Origin of the sequence: Mesorhizobium sangaii, from assembly GCF_014207355.1 — a bacterium.
In the GTDB taxonomy this organism is placed as follows: Bacteria; Pseudomonadota; Alphaproteobacteria; order Rhizobiales; family Rhizobiaceae; genus Mesorhizobium; species Mesorhizobium sangaii.
Map to the genome: position 1 here is coordinate 509643 of NZ_JACHEF010000005.1, position 26246 is coordinate 535888.

Below are 26246 nucleotides of genomic sequence, written 5' to 3' on the forward strand. Positions count from 1 at the left end.
TGCAGGACCGGCCGGCATTGCCGCCGGCCCGGAACTGCGTCGTGCCTATTCCGCCGCCTCGTAGCCGGCGATGCCCTTGATCTCGAGGAAATCCTCGAGCCCGTATTCGGCATACTCGCGGCCGTTGCCCGACTGCTTGTAGCCGCCGAACGGCAGGCCGGCGTCCCAGGTCGGATAGTTGATGTAGACATTGCCGGTGCGCATGCGTGCCGCCACTTCGCGCGCCTTCTGCATGTCCTTGGCCTGGATGTAGGAGGCAAGGCCGTAGACCGTATCGTTGGCGGTTTCGATCACCTCCTCGACGCTGTCATAGGGCATGATCGCCAGCACCGGTCCGAAGACCTCCTCGCGCGCGATCCGCATGTCGTGGGTGACGTCGGCGAACACGGTCGGCCGGACATAATAGCCGCGGTTGAGTTCGGCCGGACGGCCGGGGCCACCGGCGACCAGCGTGGCACCTTCTTCGATGCCGCTCTGGATCAGCTCCTGGATCTTGTCGAACTGGACCTGGCTGACGACCGGGCCAAGCTTGGTGCCGGCCGCGTCGGCCGGGCCGACGGTGAACTTTTCAGCCGCGGCCTTGGCATAGCCGGCGGCCTCGTCGTGGCGGTCGCGCGGCACGAACATGCGCGTCGGCGCGTTGCAGGACTGGCCGCTGTTGCCGAAGCAGCCGGCGACGCCCTTGGTGACGGCCTTCGCAAGATCGACATCCCCAAACAGGATGTTGGCTGACTTGCCGCCGAGTTCCTGATGCACGCGCTTGACTGTATCGGCGGCGGCCTTGGCCACCAGGATGCCGGCGCGGGTCGAACCGGTGAACGACATCATGTCGATGTCGGGGTGGCTGGACAGCGCCTGGCCGACGCCCGGTCCGTCGCCATTGACGAGGTTGAAGACGCCCTTCGGCACCCCGGCCTCGTCCAGGATTTCGGCGAAGATGATGCCGTCGAGCGGCGCGATTTCGGACGGCTTCAGGACCATGGTGCAGCCGGCGGCAAGGGCGGGACCGACCTTGCAGGTGATCTGGTTGAGCGGCCAGTTCCACGGCGTGATCAGGCCGACGACGCCGATCGGCTCCTTGACCACCAGCGAGTTGCCCTTGACATGGCGGAACTCGAAGCTCTTCAGCACGTCGGCCATCTTCTGCAGATGCGCGAGGCCGACGCCGACCTGGCTGTCGAGCGCGAACTGGCGCGGCGCGCCCATTTCGCGCGACACGGCGAGCGCCAGATCGGCGCTGCGTTTCTTGTAGACCTCGATGATGCGGTTCAACAGTTCGAGCCGCTCGCCGACCTCGGTGAAGCCAAATGTGTTGAAGGCGCGCTTGGCGGCGGCCACCGCCTTGTCGACATCGGCCTTGGAACCGAGCGAGATCTGCGCGAAGGCATCCTCGTTCGATGGGTCGATGACGTCGAATGTATTGGGCACAACAGGATCGACCCACGCGCCATCGATATAGAACTGCAGATTGTGTGACATGGTTTTCTCCTTGGGGTGCGCCGCATGGCTTTGCCGGCCGTCATATGTGGCTGGAGATAACGATGCACAAACGCCGCTGTCAAACGCAAGAGCCAAGTGATTGAGCCAGCGTGTGCAATTTGCCTTCGTCGTCCTGGGGCGAAGTCGTTCACCTATGGGAAGCCGTGAAAACCTGCCGTCGAGTTCCTTCGCGCCCCCCCTCTGTCCTGCCGGACATCTCTCCCACAAGGAGGGAGATTGGCAGTTCGGACGCCGTCTCTTTTCCCTGCAACGTCGAAGATTGACGAAAGCCGCAGTCGTCCGCGCTCTTCGCCCCGGTCAATATTCCTGGGCAGTCGGTCGGAACAGGATCTCGTTGATGTCGACCTCGTCCGGCTGGCTCATGGCGAACACCACGGTCCTGGCGAAGGAATCGGCAGGGATGGCCACCCGGTCGTAGAGCGCGCGCACACCTTCGGCGACATCGGGCTCGGTGACGCTGTCGGGCAATTCGGTCGCCACCGCGCCGGGCGAGATGATGGTGGTTCGGATGTTGTAGGGTTTTACCTCCTGGCGCAGGCCCTCCGAGATGATACGCACGGCGTGCTTGGTGGCGGCATAGACGGCGCCGCCCGGCCCCACCTTGTGGCCGGCGACCGACGAGACGTTGATGATATGGCCGCTCTTCTGCGTCTTCATGTGCGGCAGCACTGCGGCAATGCCGTAGAGCACGCCCTTGATGTTGACGTCGATCATCCGGTCCCAGTCCTCGACCTTGCCGCGCTCCAGCGGCGAGTGCGGCATCAGGCCGGCATTGTTGATGATGACGTCGACGCGGCCATGGACCTTGACCGCATGATCGACCAGACGCCGGACCTGGGCGACATCGGTCACGTCGGTCGCCAGGATGGCGTCCAGGCCCAGCGACAGCTCTTCGGCGAGGGCCTGCAGCCGGTCGACGCGCCGCGCGCCCAGCACCAGCTTCGCGCCCTCTTTCGCCAGAAGCCGTGCGGCCGCCTCCCCCAGCCCGCTGCTGGCGCCGGTGATGACGACGACCTTGTCCTTGATGTTCTCGCTCATGGGATTTTCCTTCCGCTTCAGCGATCGATCCTCGCCGCTTGTTGCGGCGAGTAACGCTCTCCCTGCACGGCAATCGCCGAGACCGCGCTCTCGATACCGCGAAGATCGTCCACCGTCAGCGCAACGGCAGCCGATCCGATGTTCTCCTCTAGGCGATTGAGCTTCGTGGTGCCGGGGATCGGAACAATCCACGGCTTGCGAGCCAGCAACCAGGCGAGCGCGACCTGTGCGGGGGTCACCTTCTTCCCGGCTGCGATCGCGACGATTGCATCGACCAGCGCCTGATTCGCCTTCCGGGCCTCTTCTGCAAAACGCGGAACGGTGTTGCGGAAGTCGCTGTTGTCGAACGTCGTGCTGGCGTCGATGGCGCCGGTGAGGAAGCCCTTGCCAAGCGGGCTGAAGGGCACGAAGCCGATCCCCAGTTCTTCGAGGACCGGCAGGATCGCCTCCTCGGGTTCACGCCACCACAGCGAGTATTCGCTTTGCAGTGCGGCGACTGGCTGCACCGCATGCGCGCGACGGATGGCGCGCACGCCCGCTTCTGAGAGGCCGAAATGCTTCACCTTGCCTTGGCTGATCAATTCCTTCACCGCGCCCGCCACCTCTTCGATAGGCACGACCGGATCGACGCGGTGCTGGTAGAGGAGGTCGATGTGGTCGGTCCTCAGCCGCTTCAGCGAGGCCTCGACGACCTCGCGAATATGCTCCGGCCGGCTGTCCATGCCGTCGTGTCCGGCTGTACCGGCGATGTCGATGCCGAACTTGGTGGCAATCACCACCTTGTCGCGGATCGGCTGCAGCGCCTCACCGACGACCTCCTCGTTCTTGAACGGACCATAGACCTCCGCAGTGTCGAAGAACGTAACGCCGCGCTCGAACGCGGAGCGGATCAGGCGGACAGCATCCGACGTCTCCATCGGTGCCCCGTAGGATTGACTCATCCCCATGCAGCCCAGCCCGATGGCCGAGACTTCGAGACCGCTTTTTCCAAGTGTGCGCTTTTGCATTGTTGTTCTCCTTTGTTCAGGCCTGGTATTGCGCGTCGGTGACCTTCTCCATCCAGTCGACGGCCTTGCCGTCGAGCGCTTCCTGGACGGCGATGTGGGTCATGGCAGTGGTCGGGGCCGCGCCATGCCAATGCTTCTCGCCCGGCTCAAAGCGAACCACGTCGCCCGGCCGGATCTCCTCGACCGGGCCGCCCTCGCGCTGCACGCGGCCACAGCCGGTGGTGACGATCAGCAGCTGGCCGAGCGGATGGGTGTGCCAGGCGGTACGCGCGCCGGGCTCGAAGGTAACGGCGTTGCCGGCCGCGCGCGCCGGCGCGATGGCTTGAAACAGCGGATCGATGCGGACAGTACCAGTGAACCAGTCGCCGGGGCCTTTGCCGGAAGGCTGCGAGCCGCTTCGCTTGATATCCAAGGTTTTATCCCTTCTCGACGCGGGGCCAGACACGACCGCCGGCCTCAGAGCCGCCGCCTTTGGGCCGCCCGATTACGATGATGCTTATTTAGGGCCTGCGATTGGTCGCGATTAGCTGCTATATCCGGCATGTACTTATGAGAAAGGCTCATGAATGCCGCGCGACAATCTGAATGAGCTGACCGCCTTCCTCGCCGTCGCACGCGAACAGAGCTTCACCCGCGCAGCGGCCAAGCTCGGCGTCTCGCAATCGGCGCTCAGCCATACATTGCGGGCGCTGGAGGAGCGGCTGGGCGTGCGGCTTCTGACCCGCACCACCCGCAGCGTCTCGCCGACCGAGGCCGGCGAGCGCCTGGCTCGAAGCATTGGACCGAGGCTCGACGAGATCGAGTTGGAACTCGCCGCCTTGAGCGCATTGCGCGAAAAACCCGCCGGCACCATCCGCATCACCGCCGGCGAGCACGCCGCTGATGCAGTCCTGTGGCCGGCGATCGCCAGGCTGCTGCCCGACTATCCCGACATCAGGATCGAGATCATCGTCGATTACGGCCTGACCGACATCGTCGCCGAGCGCTACGACGCCGGCGTGCGGCTTGGCGAACAGGTGGCGCGCGACATGATCGCGGTGCGCATCGGCCCCGACATGCGCATGGCGGTGGTCGGCGCTCCGGCCTACTTCGCCGCCCGGCCAAAGCCGCGCGCGCCGCAGGACCTAACCACCCACAATTGCATTAATCTGCGGCTACCGACCTATGGCGGGCTCTATGCCTGGGAATTCGAGAAGGCGGGACGCGAATTGAAGGTGCGGGTCGAGGGCCAGTTGGTGTTCAATACGGCGGCGCTGCGGTTGAATGCCGTGCTTGCCGGCTTGGGTCTCGCCTACCTGCCCGAGGACCAGGTGCACGCGCACCTTGGCGACGGCCGGCTCGTGCGGGTGCTCGCCGACTGGTGCCCGCCCTTCCCCGGCTACCACCTCTATTACCCCAGCCGGCGGCAGGCGACGCCCGCCTTCTCGCTGCTGGTCGACGTCTTGCGCTACCGCGGCTAGCTGGAGTTGGCGAAGCAGGGGGTGGAAGACGAGCGGCTGAGCAACGACCGCGGCATGTTCCAACCATGTCGCCCAAAGTGCGCCGCGGTTTTGGGTGAAGCGCCCAATCAGGAACCGGCTTCCTCGAAATATTTGGCCTTCAGCCATGTGTTCGACGGTCCGCTCCTGTAGCGGCTGTCGGTGCGCTTCGAGATAATGATCTCGACCTTGTCGATGGCGCGGAAGATCGCCAGCGCATTGCCCTCGAAATGCTCGCTGTACTGGATCTTGCCGAGGCCGTGCTCAACCAGTTGCCACAGCGCCTGCTTGCGCCGCAGCAGGGGCAAGGAGGTTAGATTGCGCCCGTCGAGATGGAGGATGTCGAACGCGACGAACACCAGCCGGCTCGGTTCGTTCCAGATCGCGGCTTCCAGCGCAGGGCAATCGGGAGCGCCCTGCTCGCCCGGCACAATGACTTCGCCGTCGATAATAGCCGACCGGCATGGCAGCTCGACAGCCAGCGCGATAGGCCAGTATTTCGTGGTCCAGTCACGACCGTTCTTGCTGTAGAGACGCACGCCGCCTTTATCGATGATGATCTGCGTTCGGTACCCGTCAAGCTTGACCTCGTGAACCCATCCCTCACCTTCGGGCGGCCGCTCGACCCGAGTCGGGATCTGCGGCGGAATGAATTCCAGCCGGCCGCCGCTGACCTTGGCACGCTTACTCAATGACGCCACCTTTGACCGAGCAGCGGCGACTGATCGGCACAGGCAGCCCGACATCCCCCCAACATGGACGCCTGCCGCCTGTGCCGAGCCCCCGCCGAGCATTGCGAGCATCTGCGCACGGGGCCGGATTGTCGTTAGCTTCGCATCCAAATATTTATCCTGGCGTACATATCGCACTCGGTGCGGCGCTCTCACCCCATCACCGACCGACCTATCCTGTCCAGGATTGCTCCGGCCACGCGTTTCCCTGTCAAATATCGGGTGACCCTGGTTAGTCCATCAAAAGCACCAGGGCGGGATGCAGCTTCTTCAGATTCGGCAATGATTTCGATTGCCAGGGTATGTCGGGCGTTCCACGCACGACGAGCCGAACATCGGGGTGCTTGCGCACCTCGATGGTAAATTTCGCCAGCAGGTTGATGCCGGAAGAGTTGAGAAAGTGAAGGTCCTTCAGGTTGAGCGTAATGGAAGGGGGATTTGCGGCAAGAACACTGGTCGCCAAGGCCGTGACAGGCGCACCGGCTTCGGAACTTGCAAGCCGCATGGCGCCGTCGAAGAAAATTTCACTTCCCTCGATCCACACGCGGTAGTCGTCTGTCTTGATTTCCATGGCCTTGCTTCGTCACCTAGTTGTGAGTTTGCGAGATCGGAATGGAGGCATACGTCTCCAGGCAAATCCGATCGCTTTCGTCGGCGGGGCTGAATATCCAGGCCAGTCGTGCGCCATAGTCGCTCATCAGCGTCAGCAATCCGAGTCCGGAGCCTGTCACGTCGGGGTTCGCGGCATTCGCTTCGATCCGCTGTATCAGCAGGTCCCTGGGATCCCCAACCGTGATGTCCGCCAGGAGACTTTGGAACTCGGACGCGTTTTCACCCTCGAGGTCATTCGACACCTTGAGCTTGAAGCACTCCGAATCCATCGACGCCTCGATCACGATTTCACCGGGCGCGCGAAACTTGACAGCATTTTCGATGAGCTCGTTGGCAAGGTATCCGATGCTGTGCCGCACTTCCCTGTAGTCATTGCGCGACGACTGAAAGCGCAATGCGAAAAGATCGGCGATGAAATCCGACGTCGTGGCGCAATGACGCCAACTCAAGTCGAGAGGTCCGTCGAACAGCCGCACCCGGCTGACGCTTTCCATCATACCGATTGCAAGGTCAGGGGTACCGTACAGCGTGGTCATCCTATGTGTGCCTTATGATCACGAGGGTGATGTCGTCGTGGATCTTCTGGATTCCGATATGGGCCATCAGATCCTCGATGATCCCGGTTTTGATTTCCTCGGCGCTCCCGCCATGACGTTTTCGGGCGCTCTGGGAGAGGCGCTCGAACCCGAAAAGTTTTCTGTCATGGTCTTCCGCCTCGGTCACACCGTCGGTGTGCAGCACGATCACATCGCCACTCCCAAACAGGATATCCCGCGTGGCAATGAACTTCGAGATGTCTTTCTCCAGACCAACCGGCAGACCCAGATCAAGCGTATCGATGCGTTCGACTTCGCCACCCGCACGGACAACGAGAACATCCTCATGCTGGCCCGATAGCGTTACCCGCTCATCCTCGAAATCAAGAAAGGCCAGCGAGAGATGCTTGTCGGTGTTCGTCCGCTCGATGTTCTTATAGATCGCTCTGTTCAGCCGATCCAGAAACTGGTGTGGATCCGCTTCGTTGGTCTCCTGCAGCGCGCGTGCAACGGATTGGACCATCAGCATCAGCACGCCGCTCTCGAGACCATGACCGGTCACGTCGCCGATGCCGATCTTGACCCGTGATCCGTTCTGCAGGACGTCGTAGTAGTCACCCCCGACCTCGTCGGCCGGTCGCATGTAGGCCGCGATCTCCAGCCCTGGAATCGCTCGGAGTTCGAATGGTTTCGGCAGGACCATCATCTGGATATGCCTGGCGACTGCGAGCTCGGCACCGAGCCGGACGTTCTCGTCCCGCAACTTTTCGTTGAGTGCGGATATTTCCTGATTTGCGTCCCCGAGCTCCCTGGTTCGTTCGTCGACGAGTTGCTCGAGGTTTTCCGTGTGGAAGCTGATCTGCTCGGCCATCCGGTTGAAAGCGATCCCCGCCGCTCCAACCTCGTCGCGCGTCGGAATGCTCACGCGGACTGAATAATCCTTGGACTGGAGCCGCTGGGCGGCGCTGGCAAGCGCCCTGAGGCCCGCGGTGATGCGCTTCGAAATGCCGAGCACGGCCGCGAAAACAATCAGAAGCGAAACGATGATCGCACCGACCTGAAACAGCAGGATGCGATTGGTTGCCCGCGAAATACTCTCTTGCGCGGCGAACAGGGACGCATAGATCTCCCGTTCGGGAACGACGATCCCGACCGACATCGTTTCAGACTTGATCGGTCCCGAACTCCACAGATTGGTCGGCTTCAACCTCTTGAGGACGACAATGTAGGGTACGCGCTCGCCCTTGTTGTCGAGCATGATATGTTGAATGACGCCGTCATTGTTCTGGTCGAGAGGCAGCGACGCGATTGCCGGCTGCACACTTCCCCGCAGGGACCTCTCCAGGCCAGTGACGCCTTGCGTGCCCGCATCGCTCGATGAAGTCAGGCCGATGATCGCCTGGCCAGACGGATTGATCGCCACCACGTTGCCAGTCGACATCGTAAGGAAGCCGAACCCGGTTTCAGCGATCTTCACACGCTCGACGACCTGCGCGAGCTGGTCGAGAGTGATGTCTGCCCCCGCCGTACCGGCGATGCCTGTGCGATCGCGCGTCCACAGCGGGTGGAAAAAGCTGACGATCAGCTTTCCCGTGATTGCATCGGTGTAAGGCGCTGTCTGGGTAATGTCGTCGGGGACGGGACGAGAGGCCGGATTGCCGGCCCATTGCTGCCATGAACCATAGATACCCGGAAAGAAGAACTCCCAGAACTCCGCCTTGTTATGGCCCGGATAGAGCTTGTCGAAGGTCTGTGCCTGGTCCGTATACGGAACCGTCCTGAAGATCGGCCGTTCTTTTGGGCCAATATAGTACATCTGCAATTTGGACGACCCGCTGGCCATGAGAGTCGGCGCGACGAGATCGATCACGGTACTGTCGTCTATTTCCTTCTGAACGCCCGGCAGCGGGGTGTGGTCGGCACCCAGCAGGTAGCCCCAAACGCTCACCACCGAAGGCGCGCCCGGCAGATTCTGCGCCCAATCGCCCCGCGCGTTATAGACGACTTTCACGGAGCCGGGCGCCTCTTGCGAAAGCGTCGCTCCGACCTGTTGCTGCCTGCCTGGATCGTCGATCTGGGCTTGCAGCACGCCGGCCAGCGCCTTGACGTCGCCATGAACTCGGTCGAGCAGCAGGTCGACGCTCAACGCGGTCGATTGGGCGTAGGAACGAATGTATTCCTGGTTTGCGGTCGTCAGCCCCTCACCGACTTCCGATGTGGCATCGCGCGACAGCTTCTGGACGTTCCAAAGTGCCAGACCACCGCTCAGCAGCAGGTCGAACAGCACGGCGCCGCCAACGACCAACACGAATTTCGCTCGAAAGGAGCGCAGGCCGAAGCGCGGTGTGGGCTCATCATGGGCGTTCATTGCGGCCGTCGCCCCGATGCGACCCAAATCGGCCAACCCGCATAACCCTTGGGGTGGAGCGCAGCGAAAATATGATCCTGGAAGCCCTGCCGGAACCGTGCGACGAACTCCGGCCCGTCGCCGCGTCTGGTCGCCATCTCGCCCGCATAGACATCCGCCCAGGCTACGATGACATCGGCGAAGTCCTGCGGATCACCGTCCAGGTTAGTGACCATGAAGGTCTCGACACGTATATCTTCGAACCCGGCCTCGATCAGGTATCGCCGGCTCTTGGGCCCGAGTTCGACGTCCATCTCGAAATGCCCGAACAGCTTCGCCACCTCGTTGTAGGTCCAACGAATGCTCTCGGCGCGCGGCTCGCCGAGGCAATGCGAATTCTTCTCGTTGGTGATATAGACCCGCCCGCCCGGCTTGCATATGCGGTAGAGCTCCTTGAGGATGAGTTCAGGTCGATTGAAGATTTGAAGGGAATGCCGGCAGGTGACCAAGTCAAACTGCGCTTCGTCAAGCAGCATCTCCGAAGCGTCGCCATAGGTATATTCCACGCCCCGGATATCGAACTCCCGCATCACGCGACGAGCGTAGCTGAGGCTTGACATGGAGTGGTCGAGGGCGACGATCCGCGATGGCCGGAACTCCTTCTGCACGAGCAAGGCGAAATCACCGATCCCGCAACAGATGTCGGCCATGACGATTCCGGGCCTCATGCCGTGTCTCGGCAAGATTGCGCGCTCGTGGCGCCAGGTCATCTTTGTCTGTGTGCGCAGGATTGGAACGAACCCGCCTTCCTCAAGGAAGCCCTGCCCCGGATAGAACTTACTGTCATACTCCTCGACCGTGATATTCGGCTCGATCCCGCTCAGGCGACCGAATTTTCGCGAGGTCCATCCGACGACGCTTGATGTGATGACGACGAATTTGAGATCCGGTCGAGCGCGACAGGCGTCAAGGAGTATCCTCGAAAAGGCGTGAAACGCAGCGTTGTTCATCTGCGTCAGGCGTCTGACATTGACATAGAGAACGCCGCGCACACGACTGATCGCATCGCGAAGCAACGCTATGGCCGGCCCAAGCTCATCGATCGCCTGAGGCCGGACCACGCCCGATATGGAGAACTCCTGATTGTTCGCGTCGTATTGCGCCTTGAAGCGTGGGGGAAGGTCGTAAGGGCTCAATTTTGCAGGCCTTCGAGCGGAAGATCCACGACAAGCCTGATTGCATCACCATCGGCTTCCTCGACCCTGAGTGTGGCGTTGTAGTCGACAGCCAGTTCCAGGAGCACGACCTCCCGGCTTGCCGCAATATCCCCAGACACCGAGTTGAGGTATCTCTCCCTGGCCTCGAATCCCGCGACTTGCGACATGGCTTCTTCGTAGAATTGGCGCTCCCCTGGCACGCATGGGAATGTCAGCTCGATCCTGTCCGTGGCGCCATGGCGAGACACCCTGCATGCCAATTCGCCATCGGCATGGCGCGTCCGAAAGGCAATTTCCAGCAGTTCGTTGAAGGCAGAGGAAAAGAGATTTGAATGCCGGACCGAGTCCGATCTATTTTGACTGATCATCCGGGCCATGTATGTCGAGACATAATCGCAGTGTCGCCAAGCGGAGACAAAGGCTTTGATTTCCATGTCGATCTGGATCATGGGCTCAAAAGTCGGCTCGCCAGCCAGGTCATGTTGAACAGGTCCCATCGGCATCCTCACTTACAGTATTTGAGCCCTGGTGGGGCGATGGCTTCCGAGGCGGAAATTTGACCGCCTCGTAATCAGTCAGTCCCGCACTGACCAGAAGAATTGCGTGGCATCTGCGTCGATCGTTTCCACAACTGCCCACTTACCAAAGGGTGCAAGGCGCTAGAGCGCCCGATTTGATTTCTCCATCTCTCGTACCACCTTCGGCGGGGACCGCCTGATGAAATCGCCGGTCGCCTCGGCTCCGAGCGGGCGCCCCAGGAGATTACCTTGCAGGCAATCACAATTTTCCTTGATCAGCCACCGTGCCTGTGCCGACGTCTCGACCCCCTCGGCGGTGACACTTATACCCAGGCCGTGCGCCAGATTTATGATCGATCGCACGATCGTTTGGCTTTTGAGATCGGTCTCCAAGTCTGCAATGAAGTACTGATCTATCTTCAAGGTGTCGAAGGGGAAGTTCTTAAGGTAGCTCAACGAAGAATAGTACGTTCCAAAGTCGTCGAGCGAAATTCGTATTCCCAAGACGTTCAGAGTATTCAACGTGTCGATATTGTCGATCGTCCTCTCAAGAAGGACTGTCTCGGTTATCTCTAGTTCAAGTCTGTCGGCCCGGATTCCAACTGCGTCGATGATCTGGGCGACCGTGTCCGTCAGCGTACCGCTAAGGAATTGAGCCGGCGAGAGGTTCACTGCGACTGTCAGCGAAGAAGGCCACTTCAATGCCTGGCGACAGGCTTGCTCGAGCACCCATCGTCCAATCTCATCCATCAGACCGTCGGCTTCGGCGATCGGTATGAACACGCTGGGTGGAATGATTCCGACGTCTGGATGGCGCCACCGCAGCAGCGCTTCGAAACCGATCGTCGACGAGGGAGGCCGAATAAGCGGCTGATACTCCAGATAAAGCTCGCCTCGCTCCAGCGCGGTTCGAAGGCTGCGCCTCAGATTTTCGCGTTGCTCGAGCAAGAGCAACATCGAACGGTTGAATGTCCGAGCGCAGCCGCGTCCATCTGTCTTGGCAGCGTAAAGAGCAATGTCGGCGGCTTTCATCAGCTGCTCGCCATCGGTCCCGTGCTCCGGGCCGAAAGCAATTCCGATACTCGAGCCGACGAAGACCGGAATGCCGTTGATGACGAACGGTTCCTTGAACGCGTCGACCAGCGATCCGGCGAGGCGCTCAGCCTCTGCTGGCTGCTCCTTTCCCAATTGGATGACAGCGAACTCATCGCCGGCATACCGGTACGCGGATTCGCCGTCCTGCAGCGCGTCGCGGATACGACCTGCCGCGAGCTGAAGAAGTGTGTCGCCTGCCGCATGGCCGAGCGTGTCGTTGACCGCTTTGAAATCGTCAAGGTCGATCTGCAGCAGGGCGGCTTTCGGCTTTGGTCCGCCGAGGGCCACCATTGCTTGCTGCAGCCGCTCGCCGAATCGCCGCCGGTTCTGCAGTCCGGTCAGCACGTCGTGCGTTGCCTGATGGAGCAGAATTACATGCTCTTGCTCCTCCGCTACGCTCCGCCCGCCGCGGTCCCTTGATTCGATGATTCCGGCACCATTTGCAGTGCTGAAGACAAAAACGGACCGGGGCGCACTGGCCGATGATCGCGGCAGGTCGATGCTTGCCGGAGAGCCACCCTGGAACACACGAAGAAATTCGTCGCGATACTTCGCATCGAGAAAGCTCGGGTAGATCTCCCAGATGGCGGCGCCCAGCGCCACCGCGGCTCCGTACACGCCTTTGAGCCTGGTTGCGTAGTGCGTCAGGCGGAAGTCGCGGTCATAGAACGACAAAAGTTCGGTCGTGTTCGCCAAAAGGTCGAAGAGAACCCCTTCGCCGGCACGTGGAACATCGATCGAGGAAGGCCCCTCACTCTCCGTGCCGACGCCTGATGCCTCTGGGCGCAAGAGCCACCTCCATGGGCGGCGCAGATTCGCGCCAACCAGTTTAAAAATAGCATAAATGCCATGCTTGGCAAACTTTCAACTCGCAGTCTTAACAAGCGCCGCGTTCGGCATAGTTGCAATAACTTCTCCGCTGTGATTGGCGGCAAATTGTCGATAACGTTCAACAGTCACAGTTCGTTAACACATCGTGAATTGACGGGAATCAGCTATGCGATTTGACGGCGCGGTGGACGCGACACGAAGATATTGTGGTCGACGATATCGTGGTCCCTGAGGCAGCGTAGCCTACCCGCTCCCCGCAAGCCTCTTTTAGCCCGCCCCATCCGCATCGCCGATCCCCATATTCAGTTTCCGAGCGCCTTGAGCCAACCTTCGAAGGAAGGGGCCTTCTCGTGTCCAGCAAGCGAAACAGAGTGGGCGGGGCGCGGCAACACCATAGTGCTGCGGCCTTCGCGGGGACTGTAGCCGAATTCCTTGCTGAATGCCCGGCTGAAATTAGCCGCTGAACTAAACCCGAAGGCTTCAGCAATTTCGACAATGCGCCGCCTGTCCGCCGCATCGCTAAGCGCAACATGGGCTGCCAGAAGACGGCGACTTTGTATGTAATGGAGAACACCACCGCTCGGTTCGAACAACTGATAGAGACGAGAGCGCGAGACGCCGAGCGCGCGGCACATTGAATCCGGTGTCAGATGAGCCGCATCCAGATTGTTCTGGACGTATCGACGCGCTCGCTCCATCAGCGCGACACTCGCCAACTGTTCGGCGGCCGCGGCATGTTCCGCCGAGGGCGCGAGGCAGGCAATGATCATGCTGCGTGTTGCGTGTACGATGCGGGGCAGGTCGTCAACCGTCAGACTGCGCAGGCTTGCTTCTATGCTGTTGACGTAGTCGACCAGAAGGTTGGCAAAGTTGCCCGACAGAATTGAATTGTTCCTTGCGTCGAGGTTTGCCGCGGCGTCGGAGAACAAATCACGCGGCAGATAGAGAACGAGACTTTCGGAGTCTGTTGTCCTTCCGCGAAACGGATAGCCAAGCGACCTGATCTCCAATTTGCCCGGCTGGCCTTCTGCAATGCGGCGATCGACCTCCGTCCACGACTGGCCGGTATGTGGCAAGGCGATATACCAGTGATCGATCGCGCTGGACCGAAGCTTCGCGGCTGAACGCATGTAGCTATGTGCCGGCGCGTGCTGTTGAACGATCAGCATGCCGCCGAGATTCCAAGCCGTGTGGTCGGCGGGAAAGCCATCGTCCAGCGATCTGTCATCTGGCAACCTGACCTCGACAAGCGGTGCCATATGCGCTTGCCAAGCGGTGAATTGATCCCGCGGCGCCAGTTCGAGCGTTGAAAAGGACAGCGGTTCGAGCGCTGGCGCGAGTGAGGGAGCAGCCCCATTGCGGGGTTGAGCCTCGCGCGGCCAACGACGTCGATCGCGCTCCGGCGTCTGCCCGGGGGCCCCGTCTTGCCTTTTAGTGTCCATCGTATGGTGCCATATCCGATTCCGGTATGCCCATGCCCCTCTCAATCATGTGGTGTACCGCAGGCATCTAGCAAGACTGGCGGGAACTCGAGTCCACAGAAACGACGATCACGCTAGATTACAGTAAGAAATGCATGCCGAGATAAGTTTCTGGATGCGAAGCTAACGACACTCTTCAACCTGGTGCGTATAGATTCGGGCACCATGAAATCGTAGTTGAGGAGGCCATCGAAATGAACACAAAGCTCGACAGCGAAGCTCGTCGCAAGATCATTCTTGATGGTTACGGTAACAACGAACCGTTGAAGGATATTGCGGCAAAAATAGGGTGTTCATTGGCCAGTTTGAAAGTCACCGCCAGCAAAATCGGTTGCACTCGAACTCCGAAAGAGGCGGCCGACTTTCGACGTGGCTTTCATATCCCGGAGGACAAACGGCAGGATTACCATCAACTCATGACTGTTGGACAGTATAAAGCTCGCGAGTGCGCGCTGATTTTGGGACTATTAACACAGCAATCATCCAGCGGCGAGTAAAATGATTCCAATACACTATCGACGATAGTGTCACTCGAACAGTCCATCGCCTCGGCGGTTCATCAGCAAAAGACCCTCCGCAAGCACGGCGGCGGGCTCTGAAAGGTTCGCGCAGATGCTGCGCCGGCGCTCCAATCGCACCTGCCTGAGCCATCATGATCTGGCGATTTGCGAACGTGTGTTCAACCAGGTATGCGCGGATGAGGATCTCGATCCTTTAGATCCGAAAGCGGAAATCTTGGCGATGATGGTTGTTGCCTTTTTTCGAAAAGCGCACACCAGCGAGCGCGAACTGCTGGAGGCGGTCAGGTCTCGTCGCCAAAAGGTCGCAAGAAACAGGCACTAGTGCATGTCGTCAAAAGCATGCTGCGGTGTTGGTGCACGACAGAAACCTAAGGCGCATGATTCCGTTCAGTCGCAACGTGCTTTAGCCAAGGCACCGGACTTGATAGAAGTCGGCATGGCATAAATCCATCGGAGCAATCGCCGTGACCGACACCAAGCTTGCCGACACCTATCGCGGCTATGTCGCTTGCCTCAACAATCAGGACTGGGGCACCTTGCACCGGTTCGTCCATGACGAGGTGCACTACAATGGCGACCGGATCGGGCTGTCCGGCTATCGCAAGATGCTGGAGCGGGATTTTTCCGAGATCCCTGACCTCTATTTCGACATCCAGATGCTGATCTCCGACACGCCTTTCATAGCGAGCCGGCTTCAATTCAACTGCACGCCCAAGGGAGTTTTCCTTGGCCTGCCCGTCAACGGCAGGAAGGTCTGCTTCAGCGAGAACGTCTTTTATGAATTTCTCGACGGCAGGATCAGGCACGTCTGGTCGGTCATAGACAAGGCGGCCATCGAAGCGCAGCTATAGCGGATGAGGGCTGCGGCGACTTCCGCGATGAGAAGTAATCGTTCGCTAAAATCGATCATTCTAACGAAAATAATTCGTTGGAAAGATCGGTTAAGGAATGGCATTCCTCCGGCATACCCGCCTGGAGCATTGCATTGTCTTCCCTTAGCCACATCGCGAACGATATTCCGAAAAGCCTGATTTCCGCCGAACTCGCCCAAGGGCGAAGGTCCCTCAATTCGGTGTGGAACGGCGTTGTGCCCGGCATCGTGCTGGTCGCGATGATCACAGGCGTCGCCTTCTCGGCCCGCAATCTGTCGGGCTTCGCTCTGTTCAGCCCGATGATCCTCGCCGTCGTCGCCGGCATGATCTATTCCAACGTGCTCGGCACTCCCGCCCACGCCAAGGTCGGCATCGCGTTTTCGCAGCGCCGGCTGCTGCGCTTTGCCATCGTGCTGCTCGGCTTCCAGCTGACGCTTGGCCAGGTGGTGTCGATCGGCGCCGGCGGCGTCGGCATCGTGGCGCTGACGCTTGGCTCCACCTTCCTCTTTACCATCACGCTCGGCCGGCTGATCGGCGTCGACGCCAAGCTGGCGCAACTGATCGCCGCGGGCACCTCGATCTGCGGCGCGTCGGCCATCGTCGCCTCCAACATCGTCACCGATGCGCGCGACGAGGACGTCACCTACGCCGTCGCCTCGATCACGCTGTTCGGCACCGTCGCCATGCTCGGTTTCCCGCTGCTGGCGCCCGTCCTCGGCCTCGACCAGCACGCTTTCGGCCTGTGGGCCGGCGCCTCGATCCATGAGGTCGCGCAAGTCATCGGCGCCGGCTTCCAGAACGGCACCCAGTCCGGCGAGATCGCCACCGTCGCCAAGCTGACCCGCGTCGCCATGCTGGCGCCGATGGTCATCGCGCTCGGCCTGATGGCGCGCCGCAAGAGCAGCAGTCAGTCGGCGGCTCGGCCGCCCATGCCATGGTTTGTCGCCGCCTTCGTCGCCGTCGTGGCGCTGAACAGCCTGGTCACCGTACCGCCCGAGGTGAAGTCGGCGATGGCGCTCGCCACCACCATCATGCTGACCATGGGACTGGCCGCCATGGGCCTGCAGGCCGACATTTCGCAGCTGCGATCGCGCGGCCTGCGCCCGCTGGCGCTGGCCTTCTCGGCCTTCCTGTTCATCGGCTGCTTTAGCCTGATGCTGGTGAAGCTCGTCTAGACCAGGCCAGGGCATGTTGAGATTCAGGTCAGGCCGGCCCCACCTGAATATCAATATGCCCTAGTCCTCGAACGAGCTCGCGCTGGTATAGATCGCCGCCAGCGTCTCGATGCCGGCCTGGTCGGCCTTGTCGAAGCGGCCGGGCAACGGGCTGTCGAGATCGAGCACGCCGAAGACGCCGTCATCGTCCTCGAGCAGCACGACCAGTTCCGAACGCGAGTCGGCATCGCAGGCGATGTGGCTCGGAAAATCATGCACGTCCTCGATCAGCATCGAGGTGCCCAGTTCGACCGCCTTTCCGCAGACGCCCTTGCCGACCGCGATGCGCACGCAGGCTGGCTTGCCCTGGAACGGTCCGAGCACCATCTCCTCGTCGGATTGCAGGAAGTAGAAGCCGGCCCAGTTGAGGTCGGGCACCATCTGGAAAATCAGCGCCGCCGTATTGGCGGCGTTGGCAATCGAATCGCGTTCGCCCTCGAGCAGCGCCTTCAGTTGCGTGGCGAGGTCGCGGTAGAACGCGGCCTTGTCCGAGGTGTCGATGGCCTTGGCCGCAAACATCACTAGTCTCCGTATCGAGGATCGCGGTTTCGTTTCCGCAAGCTCTGCACCAAACGAACACCGGACGATACTAGCGTGAATTCCAGTCGCCGCGAAAGTCGGATGAGGATGCCCGGTCCGATACGCGGCAGCACGGGACGTCCATCGAACCGTGCTGCCTTGATCAAGAAGGCAAGTCCATCAGCCGGCGGGTTTGTACGCGCTAGCAGCCTTGTTGGCAGCCGCGAGCACTGCCTTCATGTCGAGTTCTTCCAGTACAACCATCTCGGTCAGCGAGCCGCTCGCTCGCACCGCAAGGGATATGCCCATCCCTGCGACCTGGTCCGGCACCTCTCCATTGACGACGACGTCATAAATGCCGCGCGTGAACATCACGCTGGTCATCTTGCCGCCAACGCTTTCGAAAAGCGCCTTGACCGCAGCTTGCCTGTCTGACCCCTGCATCAATCCTTTAGCGGCGTGAGGCGCATAGCTTGCCAATATGGTCACTTTCATGACTATTCCTCCCAATGTCATTGTCTCGTGACTGCTCAACAATTCGAGCCGGCACGGAGTGATTTTTCGGTAGCAATTGCAGGCGCCCTTGGACGCCTTGACGGCCAAGGGCCCACTGCCGGCCAAATATGCGCTGAAGCTAATATAATGACAATACCGGTCACGCCGACACCGCCGACAGGAACCGGCTGGACCACGCTCGGCCGGCGCGATGGGCTCGCGCCGCTGACGCGCTATGTGATGTTGGCGTTGCGGGCAAGCAGCGACGGCGCCGCAGCGCTCACATCGGGCGTTTGGGCTCGCTCTTTGAAGGCGCTGCCGTATCGGAATCGGATTTCTTGTGCTTGTCGGCGGCAATCCGTCGGATGCGGTCGAAGCGGCTTTCCTCGGTGGCTTCGGTCGTAACGACCGTCTCTGGCTTCTGCACGAACGTGATCATGGATCCGTCTCCTGGGCTAGAGGCCTGCGCGCCGGGGGAGACTGCCCCCGGCGATAATATCCGGCTCCTAGAACCGGCGTAGATTCAGGTCAGGCCGAGTCGAAAACGGTGGTTTCCGAGCAGGCCGGCATCACCTGAATCCTTAGTAGCCGCCCATGCCACCGCCGCCACCACCACCCGCGGGAGCGGCATCCTTGGCTGGGATATCGGTGATCATCGCTTCAGCCGTGATCAGAAGGGCCGCGATCGAGCCGGCGTCCTGCAATGCGGTGCGCACCACTTTCGCCGGATCGACGATGCCTGCCTTGATCATGTCGACATAGACCTCGTTCTGGGCGTCGAAGCCCTGATTGTGGTCCTTGCTGTCGGTGAGCTTGCCGACGACGATCGAGCCTTCGACGCCGGAATTCTCGGCGATCTGCCGGATTGGCGCTTCGAGAGCCCGCAGCACGATCGAGATGCCTGCCGTGACATCGTCATTGGCGCCGGTCAGGCCGGCAAGCGCCGACCTTGCGCGCAGCAGAGCCACGCCGCCGCCGGGTACGATGCCTTCTTCAACGGCCGCGCGCGTCGCATTCAACGCGTCGTCGATGCGGTCCTTCTTTTCCTTGACTTCCGACTCGGTGACACCGCCGACGCGGATGACGGCAACGCCGCCGGAGAGCTTGGCCAGCCGCTCCTGCAGCTTTTCCTTGTCGTAGTCCGAGGTGGTCTCCTCGATCTGGCCCTTGATCTGGGCAACGCGCGCCTGGATGGTGGCCTTGGTGCCGGCGCCGTCGATGATCGTGGTGGTGTCCTTCTCGATCAGCACGCGCTTGGCGCGGCCGAGCATCTCGATGGTGACGTTTTCGAGCTTGATGCCGAGATCCTCGGAGATCATCTGGCCTGATGTGAGCACCGCGATGTCTTCCAGCATCGCCTTGCGGCGATCACCGAAGCCCGGCGCCTTGACGGCTGCGACCTTAAGGCCGCCGCGCAGCTTGTTGACGACCAGCGTGGCGAGCGCCTCGCCTTCGACATCCTCGGAGATGATCAGCAGCGGCCGGCCGCTCTGTACCACCGCTTCGAGGATCGGCAGCATCGCCTGCAGATTGCCGAGCTTCTTCTCGTGGATGAGCACGTAGGGCTCTTCCAGCTCGACGCGCATCTTGTCGGCGTTGGTGACGAAATAGGGTGAGAGATAGCCGCGATCGAACTGCATGCCCTCGACGACATCGAGCTCGGTGTCGGCGGTCTTGGCTTCCTCGACGGTGATGACGCCGTCATTGCCGACCTTGTCCATCGCCTTGGCGATCATCTCGCCGACGCTGGCATCGCCATTGGCGGCGATGGTGCCGACCTGCGCGATCTCGGCCGACGATTTGACCTTCTTGGCGCGCGCCTTGATTTCTCCAACGACGGCGGTGACCGCCTGGTCGATGCCGCGCTTCAGGTCCATCGGGTTCATGCCGGCGGCGACCAGCTTGGCGCCTTCGCGCAGGATCGAGGCGGCCAGCACCGTGGCGGTGGTGGTGCCGTCACCGGCGAGGTCGTTGGTCTTCGAGGCCACTTCGCGCACCATCTGCGCGCCCATGTTCTCGAACTTGTCGGCAAGCTCGATTTCCTTGGCGACGGTGACGCCATCCTTGGTGATGCGCGGCGCGCCATAGGCCTTGTCGATGATGACGTTGCGGCCCTTGGGGCCGAGCGTGACCTTCACCGCATTGGTGAGGATCTCGACGCCGCGCAGCATGCGGTCACGCGCATCGGTGGAGAATTTGATTTCCTTGGCAGACATGATTTTTATCCAGTTCGGTTGAGGAAGGCAGAGCCCTGCCCTCCATGATCAAAGCTCGGAGCATTCTTTGCGCATCCCTTGGACACGCATCGCTCCAATCAGGCGGCCTTCTTGGCTTCGACGGCCTTTTCGATAACGCCCATGATGTCGGCTTCCTTCATGATCAACAGGTCCTCGCCGTCGATCTTGACCTCGGTGCCCGACCATTTGCCGAACAGGATGGAGTCGCCTGCCTTGACGTCGAGTGGAACAAGCGCGCCGTTTTCGTCGCGTGCACCGGGACCGACGGCGATGACTTCGCCTTCCTGCGGCTTTTCCTTGGCATTGTCGGGGATGATGATGCCGCCCTTGGATTTGGTGTCGCCTTCGGCGCGCCGGATGACGACGCGATCGTGGAGTGGCCGAAACTTCATGAGAACTTCCTTCTGGGGCCGGCACAGGCGGCCGCGCCCTTCATATAAGCGCTTTGGCACTCGATAGATAGGAGTGCCAAAAATTATTCGCGGCCAGAATTAAATATTCAAAAGTATTATTTTGGTTTGCCGTTTCGTGATATCGCCGATTGGTCAAATAATTGATTGGTCAAATAATTCAAAAAATTGAATTTTGCCGATTGAGTGCCTATTTATCGGACAAGTTCGTTTTCAAGATTTCAGGGACAAGGGAGATTTCTTCGATGGCCGAAGGCAATCAGACGATCATGGAAAAAGCTGAAGCCCGCTTTGTCGACAAGCAGAAGAAAACGGCGGAGCGCAACAAGGCGACCGCCGAATACATCTCCGAGGCGCGTGCTAGGGAGATCAAGACGGCAAGGCTGAGGGAGCTGCGGCTGGCCAAGGAAGAGGCGGACCGCGTCGCCGAAGCGCTGAACCCGACGCCGAAAAAGAAGCGGGTGGTCAAGAAGGCCGCCGCTACGGAGGTCAAGACATGAGCCTGACGTTCCCCAACCGCAGCCGCAGCTATGACGAAGCCGGCAAGCGCATCCGTTTCGTCGGCCATGACGGCATGTTCCAGATATCCTTCTCCGTCGCCGCCGATGCGATGACCAGGATGCAACCGGCGACCGCGGCCAATGAAGCCGGCTACCTCGCCACATTCGACACGCAGAGCAGCGCCATCCGCGACGTGGCGTCGAAGGCGTATGACCGCACCCGCAAGAGCATGTACGTGCTGACGGCCGCCGATTTCGGCTGATCTGCCTAATCCTTGCCGCTAAAAACCGGCCCCGGCTTTGAGACAAGGACGTGCATGGAAACGAAGATCAAAGGTCGATCTTCTCGACCATGGTGCGTATCTTTTCAGCCTTTTCAAAATGGTCGAGGCGGTGGGTTCTGATCCACCATTCGGCGGCTTCCATCAAAAGGTCGGGATCGTCGTTCCTGTTGGCGAAGAACGCGTAGAACGATACGCCGACGCCAGGCCCTTTCTCCGAAATCTTGCGGTCACAGACCTCTAGTATCTTCTGCTTCAGGCTGGCTCTCACGGGAATCCTCGGTTTGCGGTTTGGGCGTGTTTTTGCCGGCGGCAAAGTGCATCGGCGACTGCACAGGTCAGGACCTGCGCTCGGCCCTCTCCCGGCGCTTGACGTCACGGACGTTCATCTGCGCGACCATGTCCTCGGCCTCGCGCGGGCCCATCCCGACCATCACCTTCTGCCGGATCACGGCAGGCTGGCCGGTGAAGACATCAATGATGGTCCAGCTCTGGGGCAGCTCCATGCGCAGCGTGTAGCGATTGGCCATGTCGGTCAGCCCTGTATCATGAAAAACACCGCGGCCAGGATCAGCACTGTCCAGGCGATGACCGACAGTTTCAGCACCATGCCGCCATGCGCGGCCAGAAACTCCCGCAGCCGCAACGCGACACCTGCCGACGAAGCCGGCGCCACGACGGTGGCGACAGGCGCCTTGACGCCAAGTTTTCCAAACACAGGCAGCAGCGACGGTTCACGCACGAAAATGACCTCGAATGTCGGGGAAGAGCCGGAGCAAGGATGCTCGCTTGCCTTGCATAGCACTGTTTTCTCGATCGCCCTGCATGCCAAATGCGGATAGGGGGCGGCGATGGTGAAAGATGCGCGGGTCGCGTCGGCTTGGCCATACAAACGCTGCGGCCCTCAAGCCGCGGCGCTGCGGCCTTTCGCGGCGGCGTCGGGCTTGAAGAAACGGAACGTGTTGCGCCCTGCCGCCTTGGCGGCATAGAGCGCGGTGTCGGCCTGCATGAACAGGTCGCACGGTGCGCCAGCCTTAGCAAAGGCAATGCCGACCGAGGCGCCGAGCTTGAGCGATTGGCCGCAGGCGACGACCGGCTTGCCCATCGCCTCGATGATGCCGCGCGCCAGGCCGGAGACCGCGCCGCGGTCGAGATGCGGGCCGAGCAGGACCGCGAATTCGTCGCCGCCGACGCGCGCCACCAGATCCGCCTCGCCGCAGCTGCCGGCGAGGCGCTCAGCCGCCGCCTTCAAGCATTCGTCGCCGACGACATGGCCGAACGTGTCGTTGACGGCCTTGAAGCCGTCGAGGTCGACTAGGAGCAATGCGCCGAGCGGGCGGCCCTCGTCCGTATGCGCAAGCCGCGCCTGGAACCGGCCGCGATTGGCCAGCCCCGTCATGACGTCATATTCGGCCAGATAGCGCATCCGGTCCGACAGGATCTTCTCATCGGTGATATCCTGCTTCATGCCGAAGATGCGCACCGGAACGCCGTCCTCGCACTCGACCGTCGCAGTGATGCGGATCCAGCGGCTGCGGCCGGCAAAGGTGGTGATCTCGGCATCGAGAGTGAAGCCGTTGCGCTCGGCAATCGCCCGGCCGCGCAAGCTGTCCAGCGCCTTTCGCGACTCCGCCGGATAGCACTTGATGATCTCCGAGCGATCGAGCACTGAGCCGCGCGGCAGGTCGAACAGGTCATAGACCACGTCGGTCCAGGTAAGCCGCTCGTCGGGCAGGCTGCATTCCCAGACGCCGAGGCGTGCTGCTGCCGAGGCGCGGTCGAAGATCTTGCGGCTGTGGGCCAGCGAACGCTCTTGCCTGCCGATCACTTCGGCCTGCGCCGCGAGTTCCGCCTTGAGCCGGGCAATGGCCGCGGCTTCGCGGCGGCGCTCGTCGGAGCGGCTGTCGCGCCTTGCCCCCTTGCCGGGCTGCGAGACATCGGTCCGCGCCGGGCCTTTCGGGGTGTAGGGCGTATCGGGCATGGCGGAGCTCTGCTGTCCTGGCGGGCGACCACCATGGGGCGCAAGCGATTAACACTTCGCTGACAATCGGTAGATTCCTCGCCCCCACGGGAGTGGGGGAGAGGTGGCTCGGCGAAGCCGAGACGGAGAGGGGGAATGGCGCAGACCCGTCCTGAAATGTATTTCCTGGGATAGGTCGCGCCTTACGAAAGCCCCCTCTCCGGCCGCTTCGCGGCCACCTCTCCCCCGCTTTGCGGGGGCGAGGAACCCAAGCCTTGCTACCTCAGACCTTTCTCTTCCACCGACGGAGCTCCTCACCACTTTCCCCCTTGAACGACTATCCAATCTGGCTTAGCCTTGAGTTGAGAAAAGGTTTTTCCAAACATCTCCGATCGGGCTTGGCCGTGTGCCGGGCTTGACTTCGGCCAGCAAGGGAAAACCTTTTCCCAACAAAGGATTTTTGGCGCGATGGCATCGGAGCCTGTCCCGGTATTTTCCAAGCCAGTCACCTTGCGTGACGTGGCGGCGCAGGCCGGCGTCAGTGTCGCCACCGCCTCCAAGGCTCTCAACGATCAGGGGCGCATGACCGCAGAGACGCGCGAGCGCATTCGCGAGACGGCCCGGCGTCTCGGCTTCCGGCCCAACAGCCTGGCGCAGAGCCTGCTCAGGCGGCGCAGCTTCACTGTCGGCCTGCTCACCAACGACACCTATGGCCGCTTCTCGCTGCCGTTGATGTCGGGCATTTCGGACGCGCTGGTCGACAATGGCGTCTCGGTGTTCCTGTGCAATGTCGAGGAGGATCCGCGCCTCGGCCAGATGCATGTCGACGCCATGCTCGACAAGCGCGTCGACGGCATCATCGCCACCGGCAAGCGCATCGACCGCCATCTGCCGGTCGACCTCAGCAATCTGCGCGTTCCGGTGATCTATGCCTTCACCCAGCCCGATCCCGACGCCATCGCCTTCGTCTCGGACGATGCCGGCGGCGCGCGGCTGGCGGTCGAGCATCTGTGCCGGCTGGGCCGCCGGCGCATCGCCCATGTCACCGGGCCAGCGAGCTTTGCTGTGGTGCATGCGCGGGCGCAGGCCTATCGCGACGTGCTGGCCGAAAACGGCTTGCCGGTCACCGAGCCGCTGCTCGGCTCCTGGTCGGAAGCCTGGGGTCACGAGGCGGTGGCGCAGCTGTTCGACAGCAGGAATGAAAGGCCGGACGCCGTCTTTTGCGGCAACGACCAGATCGCACGCGGCGTCATCGATGCCTTGCGCGAGCGCGGCCTCAACGTTCCCAACGATGTCGGCGTCATCGGTTTCGATAATTGGGAGATCGTGGCCGAGGCGACGCGCCCGCCACTGACCTCCGTCGACATGAACCTGGTCGCCCTCGGGCGCGAGGCAGGGCTGACCCTGCTGTCGCTGGTCGGCGGCCAGCCCGCCGCGCCGGGCATTCGAAAACTGCCGTGCCGGCTGGTGGTGCGGCAGTCATGCGGCCATCCGCTGGATGGCTGAAAACCACGCGCCGCGCGATCGGCGCCAAGCCGCGGACCGCGGCGAACCCTGGAGGAGGACGAAGATGAGGAACCTGATTGCCAAACTGGCCCTGGCCGCTGCCGTTCTGGGTGGCGGCATCAGTGCCGCAGCCGCCGAGACGGCCAACATCTGGGTGCGCGCCGACGGCTCGAATTTCATGCCGAGGATCGTCGATGCCTACAACAAGGCGCACACCAACCAGATCAAGCTGGACATCATCCCCAATGCCGAGATCATCCCGAAATATGGTGCCGCGGCCGCCGGCGGCACCGCACCCGACGCGCTGTCGCTCGACCTGATCTACACGCCGTCCTTCGCCGCCGCCGGCCAGCTTGAGGACATCACCGACTGGGCGAAGTCGCTGCCCTATTTCTCCAGCCTGTCGCCGGCGCATGTGAAGACCGGCACCTACAAAGACCACATCTACGGCCTGCCGTTCTCGGCCGACGCCTCGGTGCTGATCTGGAACAAGAAGCTGTTCAAGCAGGCCGGCCTCGACCCCGAAAAGGGCCCGACCAACTGGGCCGAGATCGCCGCCGATGCCGAGAAGGTCAACGCCCTCGGCGGCAACGTCAAAGGCTTCTACTTCTCCGGCAATTGCGGCGGCTGCAACATCTTCACCTTCACGCCGCTGATCTGGGCGTCGGGCGGTGACATCCTCAGCGAGGATGGCTCGAAGGCGACGCTCGACAGCCCGCAACTGCGCGGCGCCATCGATCTCTACCGCTCGATGGTCAAGAAGGACCTGGTGCCGGCAGGCGCGCAGACCGACACCGGCGCCAACTTCTTTGCTGCCTTCGCCGCCGGCAATATCGGCATCTCGCCATCCGGCGCCTTCGCCATCGGCGCGCTCAACACCCAGTATCCCGATGTCGACTATGGCGTCACCTTCCTGCCGGGCAAGGACAGCGGCTGGTCGTCTTTTGCTGGCGGCGACAATTTCGTCGTCACCAAGGGCACCACGAAACTCGCCGTGGTGAAGGAGTTCCTCGATTTCGCCTATTCGCTCGAGGGCCAGACCATCCTGGCCAAGTACGGCAGCCTGCCGGTGCGCGGCGACATCGCCAAGGAAGCGCTGAAGGATCTCGATCCGCGTTACCAGATTGCCGCCGAGGCCATGGCCAAGGGCCGCACCCCCTATTCAGTGGTGTTCAACGATTTGATCAACTCCGCCAACGGTCCGTGGACGCAGATGATCAACGAGGTCTTCTTCGGCGACGATGTCGACGGCGCCATCGCGAATGCCCAGGAGACCATGCAGTCGATCATCGACCAGGCGCCGCAGAAGTAGCGGACGCCTGCCGGCCGCCCGCCTGTCT

General features: G+C 61.5%; 30 protein-coding genes. 9 read left to right on the forward strand and 21 right to left on the reverse strand.

Annotation, left to right across the window (positions count from 1 at the left end; genetic code table 11):
* Positions 1-45: 45 nt before the first annotated feature.
* The 4 genes from HNQ71_RS25290 to HNQ71_RS25305 all read right to left on the reverse strand — a co-directional run bounded on the left by HNQ71_RS25290 (position 46) and on the right by HNQ71_RS25305 (position 3957).
* Positions 46-1479, reverse strand: coding sequence for an aldehyde dehydrogenase family protein (locus HNQ71_RS25290; RefSeq protein ID WP_184875489.1), 1434 nt, complete (start codon positions 1477-1479; stop codon positions 46-48).
* 318 nt (positions 1480-1797) lie between these two features.
* Positions 1798-2538, reverse strand: coding sequence for an SDR family oxidoreductase (locus tag HNQ71_RS25295; RefSeq protein ID WP_184875491.1), 741 nt, complete (start codon positions 2536-2538; stop codon positions 1798-1800).
* Between the two features lie 17 nt (positions 2539-2555).
* Positions 2556-3545 (reverse strand): aldo/keto reductase, encoded by a 990-nt coding sequence (locus tag HNQ71_RS25300; protein WP_184875493.1) that lies wholly within the window; start codon positions 3543-3545, stop codon positions 2556-2558.
* A 16-nt stretch (positions 3546-3561) separates the two neighbouring features.
* Positions 3562-3957 (reverse strand): (R)-mandelonitrile lyase, encoded by a 396-nt coding sequence (locus HNQ71_RS25305; RefSeq protein ID WP_184875495.1) that lies wholly within the window; start codon positions 3955-3957, stop codon positions 3562-3564.
* Between the two features lie 154 nt (positions 3958-4111).
* Between HNQ71_RS25305 and HNQ71_RS25310 the strand changes: the two genes are divergently transcribed.
* Entirely contained in the window at positions 4112-5005 is an 894-nt protein-coding gene (locus HNQ71_RS25310; RefSeq protein ID WP_184875497.1) for a LysR family transcriptional regulator, read from the forward strand.
* 107 nt (positions 5006-5112) lie between these two features.
* On the opposite strand, the gene HNQ71_RS25315 is transcribed toward HNQ71_RS25310, so the two are convergent.
* From HNQ71_RS25315 to HNQ71_RS25350, 8 genes are all read right to left on the reverse strand, one after another.
* Positions 5113-5892 carry an ATP-dependent DNA ligase gene (locus tag HNQ71_RS25315; protein ID WP_343068240.1) on the reverse strand — a complete coding sequence of 260 codons (780 nt, stop codon included), beginning with the start codon at positions 5890-5892 and terminating at the stop codon, positions 5113-5115.
* Between the two features lie 94 nt (positions 5893-5986).
* Entirely contained in the window at positions 5987-6325 is a 339-nt protein-coding gene (locus tag HNQ71_RS25320) for a slr1659 superfamily regulator (protein WP_184875499.1), read from the reverse strand.
* A gap of 16 nt (positions 6326-6341) precedes the next feature.
* On the reverse strand, positions 6342-6902 hold the full coding sequence (locus tag HNQ71_RS25325; RefSeq protein ID WP_184875501.1) for a slr1658 superfamily regulator: 561 nt from the start codon (positions 6900-6902) through the stop codon (positions 6342-6344).
* A 1-nt stretch (position 6903) separates the two neighbouring features.
* Complete coding sequence (locus tag HNQ71_RS25330; RefSeq protein WP_184875503.1) at positions 6904-9270, reverse strand: SpoIIE family protein phosphatase; 2367 nt, start codon at positions 9268-9270, stop codon at positions 6904-6906.
* Entirely contained in the window at positions 9267-10445 is a 1179-nt protein-coding gene (locus HNQ71_RS25335; RefSeq protein ID WP_184875505.1) for a class I SAM-dependent methyltransferase, read from the reverse strand. Before HNQ71_RS25335 ends, HNQ71_RS25330 begins: the two co-directional genes overlap by 4 nt.
* Positions 10442-10915, reverse strand: a complete 474-nt coding sequence (locus HNQ71_RS25340; RefSeq protein ID WP_246462021.1) for a ubiquinone biosynthesis methyltransferase UbiE — start codon at positions 10913-10915, stop codon at positions 10442-10444. Before HNQ71_RS25340 ends, HNQ71_RS25335 begins: the two co-directional genes overlap by 4 nt.
* A 210-nt stretch (positions 10916-11125) precedes the next feature.
* Complete coding sequence (locus tag HNQ71_RS25345) at positions 11126-12817, reverse strand: EAL domain-containing protein (protein WP_184875616.1); 1692 nt, start codon at positions 12815-12817, stop codon at positions 11126-11128.
* Positions 12818-13212: 395 nt separating this feature from the next.
* Entirely contained in the window at positions 13213-14352 is a 1140-nt protein-coding gene (locus HNQ71_RS25350) for a helix-turn-helix domain-containing protein (RefSeq protein ID WP_184875508.1), read from the reverse strand.
* Positions 14353-14585: 233 nt separating this feature from the next.
* Here HNQ71_RS25350 and HNQ71_RS25355 point away from each other — a divergent pair, with 233 nt between their 5' ends.
* The 4 genes from HNQ71_RS25355 to HNQ71_RS25370 all read left to right on the forward strand — a co-directional run bounded on the left by HNQ71_RS25355 (position 14586) and on the right by HNQ71_RS25370 (position 16959).
* Positions 14586-14888 (forward strand): hypothetical protein, encoded by a 303-nt coding sequence (locus HNQ71_RS25355; RefSeq protein ID WP_095091148.1) that lies wholly within the window; start codon positions 14586-14588, stop codon positions 14886-14888.
* Between the two features lie 115 nt (positions 14889-15003).
* Positions 15004-15234: a hypothetical protein gene (locus HNQ71_RS25360; RefSeq protein ID WP_184875510.1), complete on the forward strand. Its 231-nt coding sequence runs from the start codon at positions 15004-15006 to the stop codon at positions 15232-15234.
* A gap of 142 nt (positions 15235-15376) precedes the next feature.
* Positions 15377-15763: an ester cyclase gene (locus tag HNQ71_RS25365; RefSeq protein ID WP_184875512.1), complete on the forward strand. Its 387-nt coding sequence runs from the start codon at positions 15377-15379 to the stop codon at positions 15761-15763.
* A gap of 134 nt (positions 15764-15897) precedes the next feature.
* Complete coding sequence (locus HNQ71_RS25370) at positions 15898-16959, forward strand: YeiH family protein (RefSeq protein ID WP_184875514.1); 1062 nt, start codon at positions 15898-15900, stop codon at positions 16957-16959.
* A 60-nt stretch (positions 16960-17019) separates the two neighbouring features.
* Here HNQ71_RS25370 and HNQ71_RS25375 read toward each other — a convergent pair whose 3' ends face one another.
* From HNQ71_RS25375 to groES, 5 genes are all read right to left on the reverse strand, one after another.
* Positions 17020-17517, reverse strand: a complete 498-nt coding sequence (locus tag HNQ71_RS25375) for a GAF domain-containing protein (protein WP_184875516.1) — start codon at positions 17515-17517, stop codon at positions 17020-17022.
* A gap of 180 nt (positions 17518-17697) precedes the next feature.
* The gene (locus HNQ71_RS25380) at positions 17698-18012 is read right to left on the reverse strand and encodes a GYD domain-containing protein (RefSeq protein WP_184875518.1); all 315 of its coding nucleotides are present in this window, start codon (positions 18010-18012) and stop codon (positions 17698-17700) included.
* A gap of 280 nt (positions 18013-18292) precedes the next feature.
* Complete coding sequence (locus tag HNQ71_RS25385; RefSeq protein WP_184875520.1) at positions 18293-18451, reverse strand: hypothetical protein; 159 nt, start codon at positions 18449-18451, stop codon at positions 18293-18295.
* 142 nt (positions 18452-18593) lie between these two features.
* A complete protein-coding gene (gene groL, locus HNQ71_RS25390) occupies positions 18594-20228 on the reverse strand; it encodes a chaperonin GroEL (protein ID WP_184875522.1) in 1635 nt (544 codons plus the stop codon).
* Positions 20229-20326: 98 nt separating this feature from the next.
* Positions 20327-20641, reverse strand: coding sequence for a co-chaperone GroES (gene groES, locus HNQ71_RS25395; RefSeq protein WP_184875524.1), 315 nt, complete (start codon positions 20639-20641; stop codon positions 20327-20329).
* A gap of 263 nt (positions 20642-20904) precedes the next feature.
* On the opposite strand from groES, the gene HNQ71_RS25400 reads away from it, so the two are divergent.
* Together HNQ71_RS25400 and HNQ71_RS25405 are read left to right on the forward strand one after the other, a co-directional pair.
* Positions 20905-21159, forward strand: coding sequence for a hypothetical protein (locus HNQ71_RS25400; protein WP_184875526.1), 255 nt, complete (start codon positions 20905-20907; stop codon positions 21157-21159).
* Positions 21156-21422 (forward strand): DUF1488 family protein, encoded by a 267-nt coding sequence (locus HNQ71_RS25405; protein WP_027059776.1) that lies wholly within the window; start codon positions 21156-21158, stop codon positions 21420-21422. The genes HNQ71_RS25400 and HNQ71_RS25405 overlap by 4 nt, the downstream gene beginning before the upstream one ends.
* A 67-nt stretch (positions 21423-21489) precedes the next feature.
* On the opposite strand, the gene HNQ71_RS25410 is transcribed toward HNQ71_RS25405, so the two are convergent.
* From HNQ71_RS25410 to HNQ71_RS25425, 4 genes are all read right to left on the reverse strand, one after another.
* Positions 21490-21711, reverse strand: a complete 222-nt coding sequence (locus HNQ71_RS25410) for a DUF6500 family protein (protein WP_184875528.1) — start codon at positions 21709-21711, stop codon at positions 21490-21492.
* Positions 21712-21778: 67 nt separating this feature from the next.
* Complete coding sequence (locus HNQ71_RS25415; RefSeq protein ID WP_184875530.1) at positions 21779-21970, reverse strand: hypothetical protein; 192 nt, start codon at positions 21968-21970, stop codon at positions 21779-21781.
* A 5-nt stretch (positions 21971-21975) separates the two neighbouring features.
* Positions 21976-22182, reverse strand: a complete 207-nt coding sequence (locus HNQ71_RS25420; protein WP_184875532.1) for a hypothetical protein — start codon at positions 22180-22182, stop codon at positions 21976-21978.
* A gap of 162 nt (positions 22183-22344) precedes the next feature.
* Positions 22345-23421, reverse strand: a complete 1077-nt coding sequence (locus HNQ71_RS25425) for a sensor domain-containing diguanylate cyclase (protein ID WP_184875534.1) — start codon at positions 23419-23421, stop codon at positions 22345-22347.
* A 447-nt stretch (positions 23422-23868) separates the two neighbouring features.
* Between HNQ71_RS25425 and HNQ71_RS25430 the strand changes: the two genes are divergently transcribed.
* Positions 23869-24906, forward strand: coding sequence for a LacI family DNA-binding transcriptional regulator (locus HNQ71_RS25430; RefSeq protein ID WP_184875536.1), 1038 nt, complete (start codon positions 23869-23871; stop codon positions 24904-24906).
* A 64-nt stretch (positions 24907-24970) separates the two neighbouring features.
* Complete coding sequence (locus HNQ71_RS25435; RefSeq protein ID WP_184875538.1) at positions 24971-26218, forward strand: ABC transporter substrate-binding protein; 1248 nt, start codon at positions 24971-24973, stop codon at positions 26216-26218.
* Positions 26219-26246: the final 28 nt, after the last annotated feature.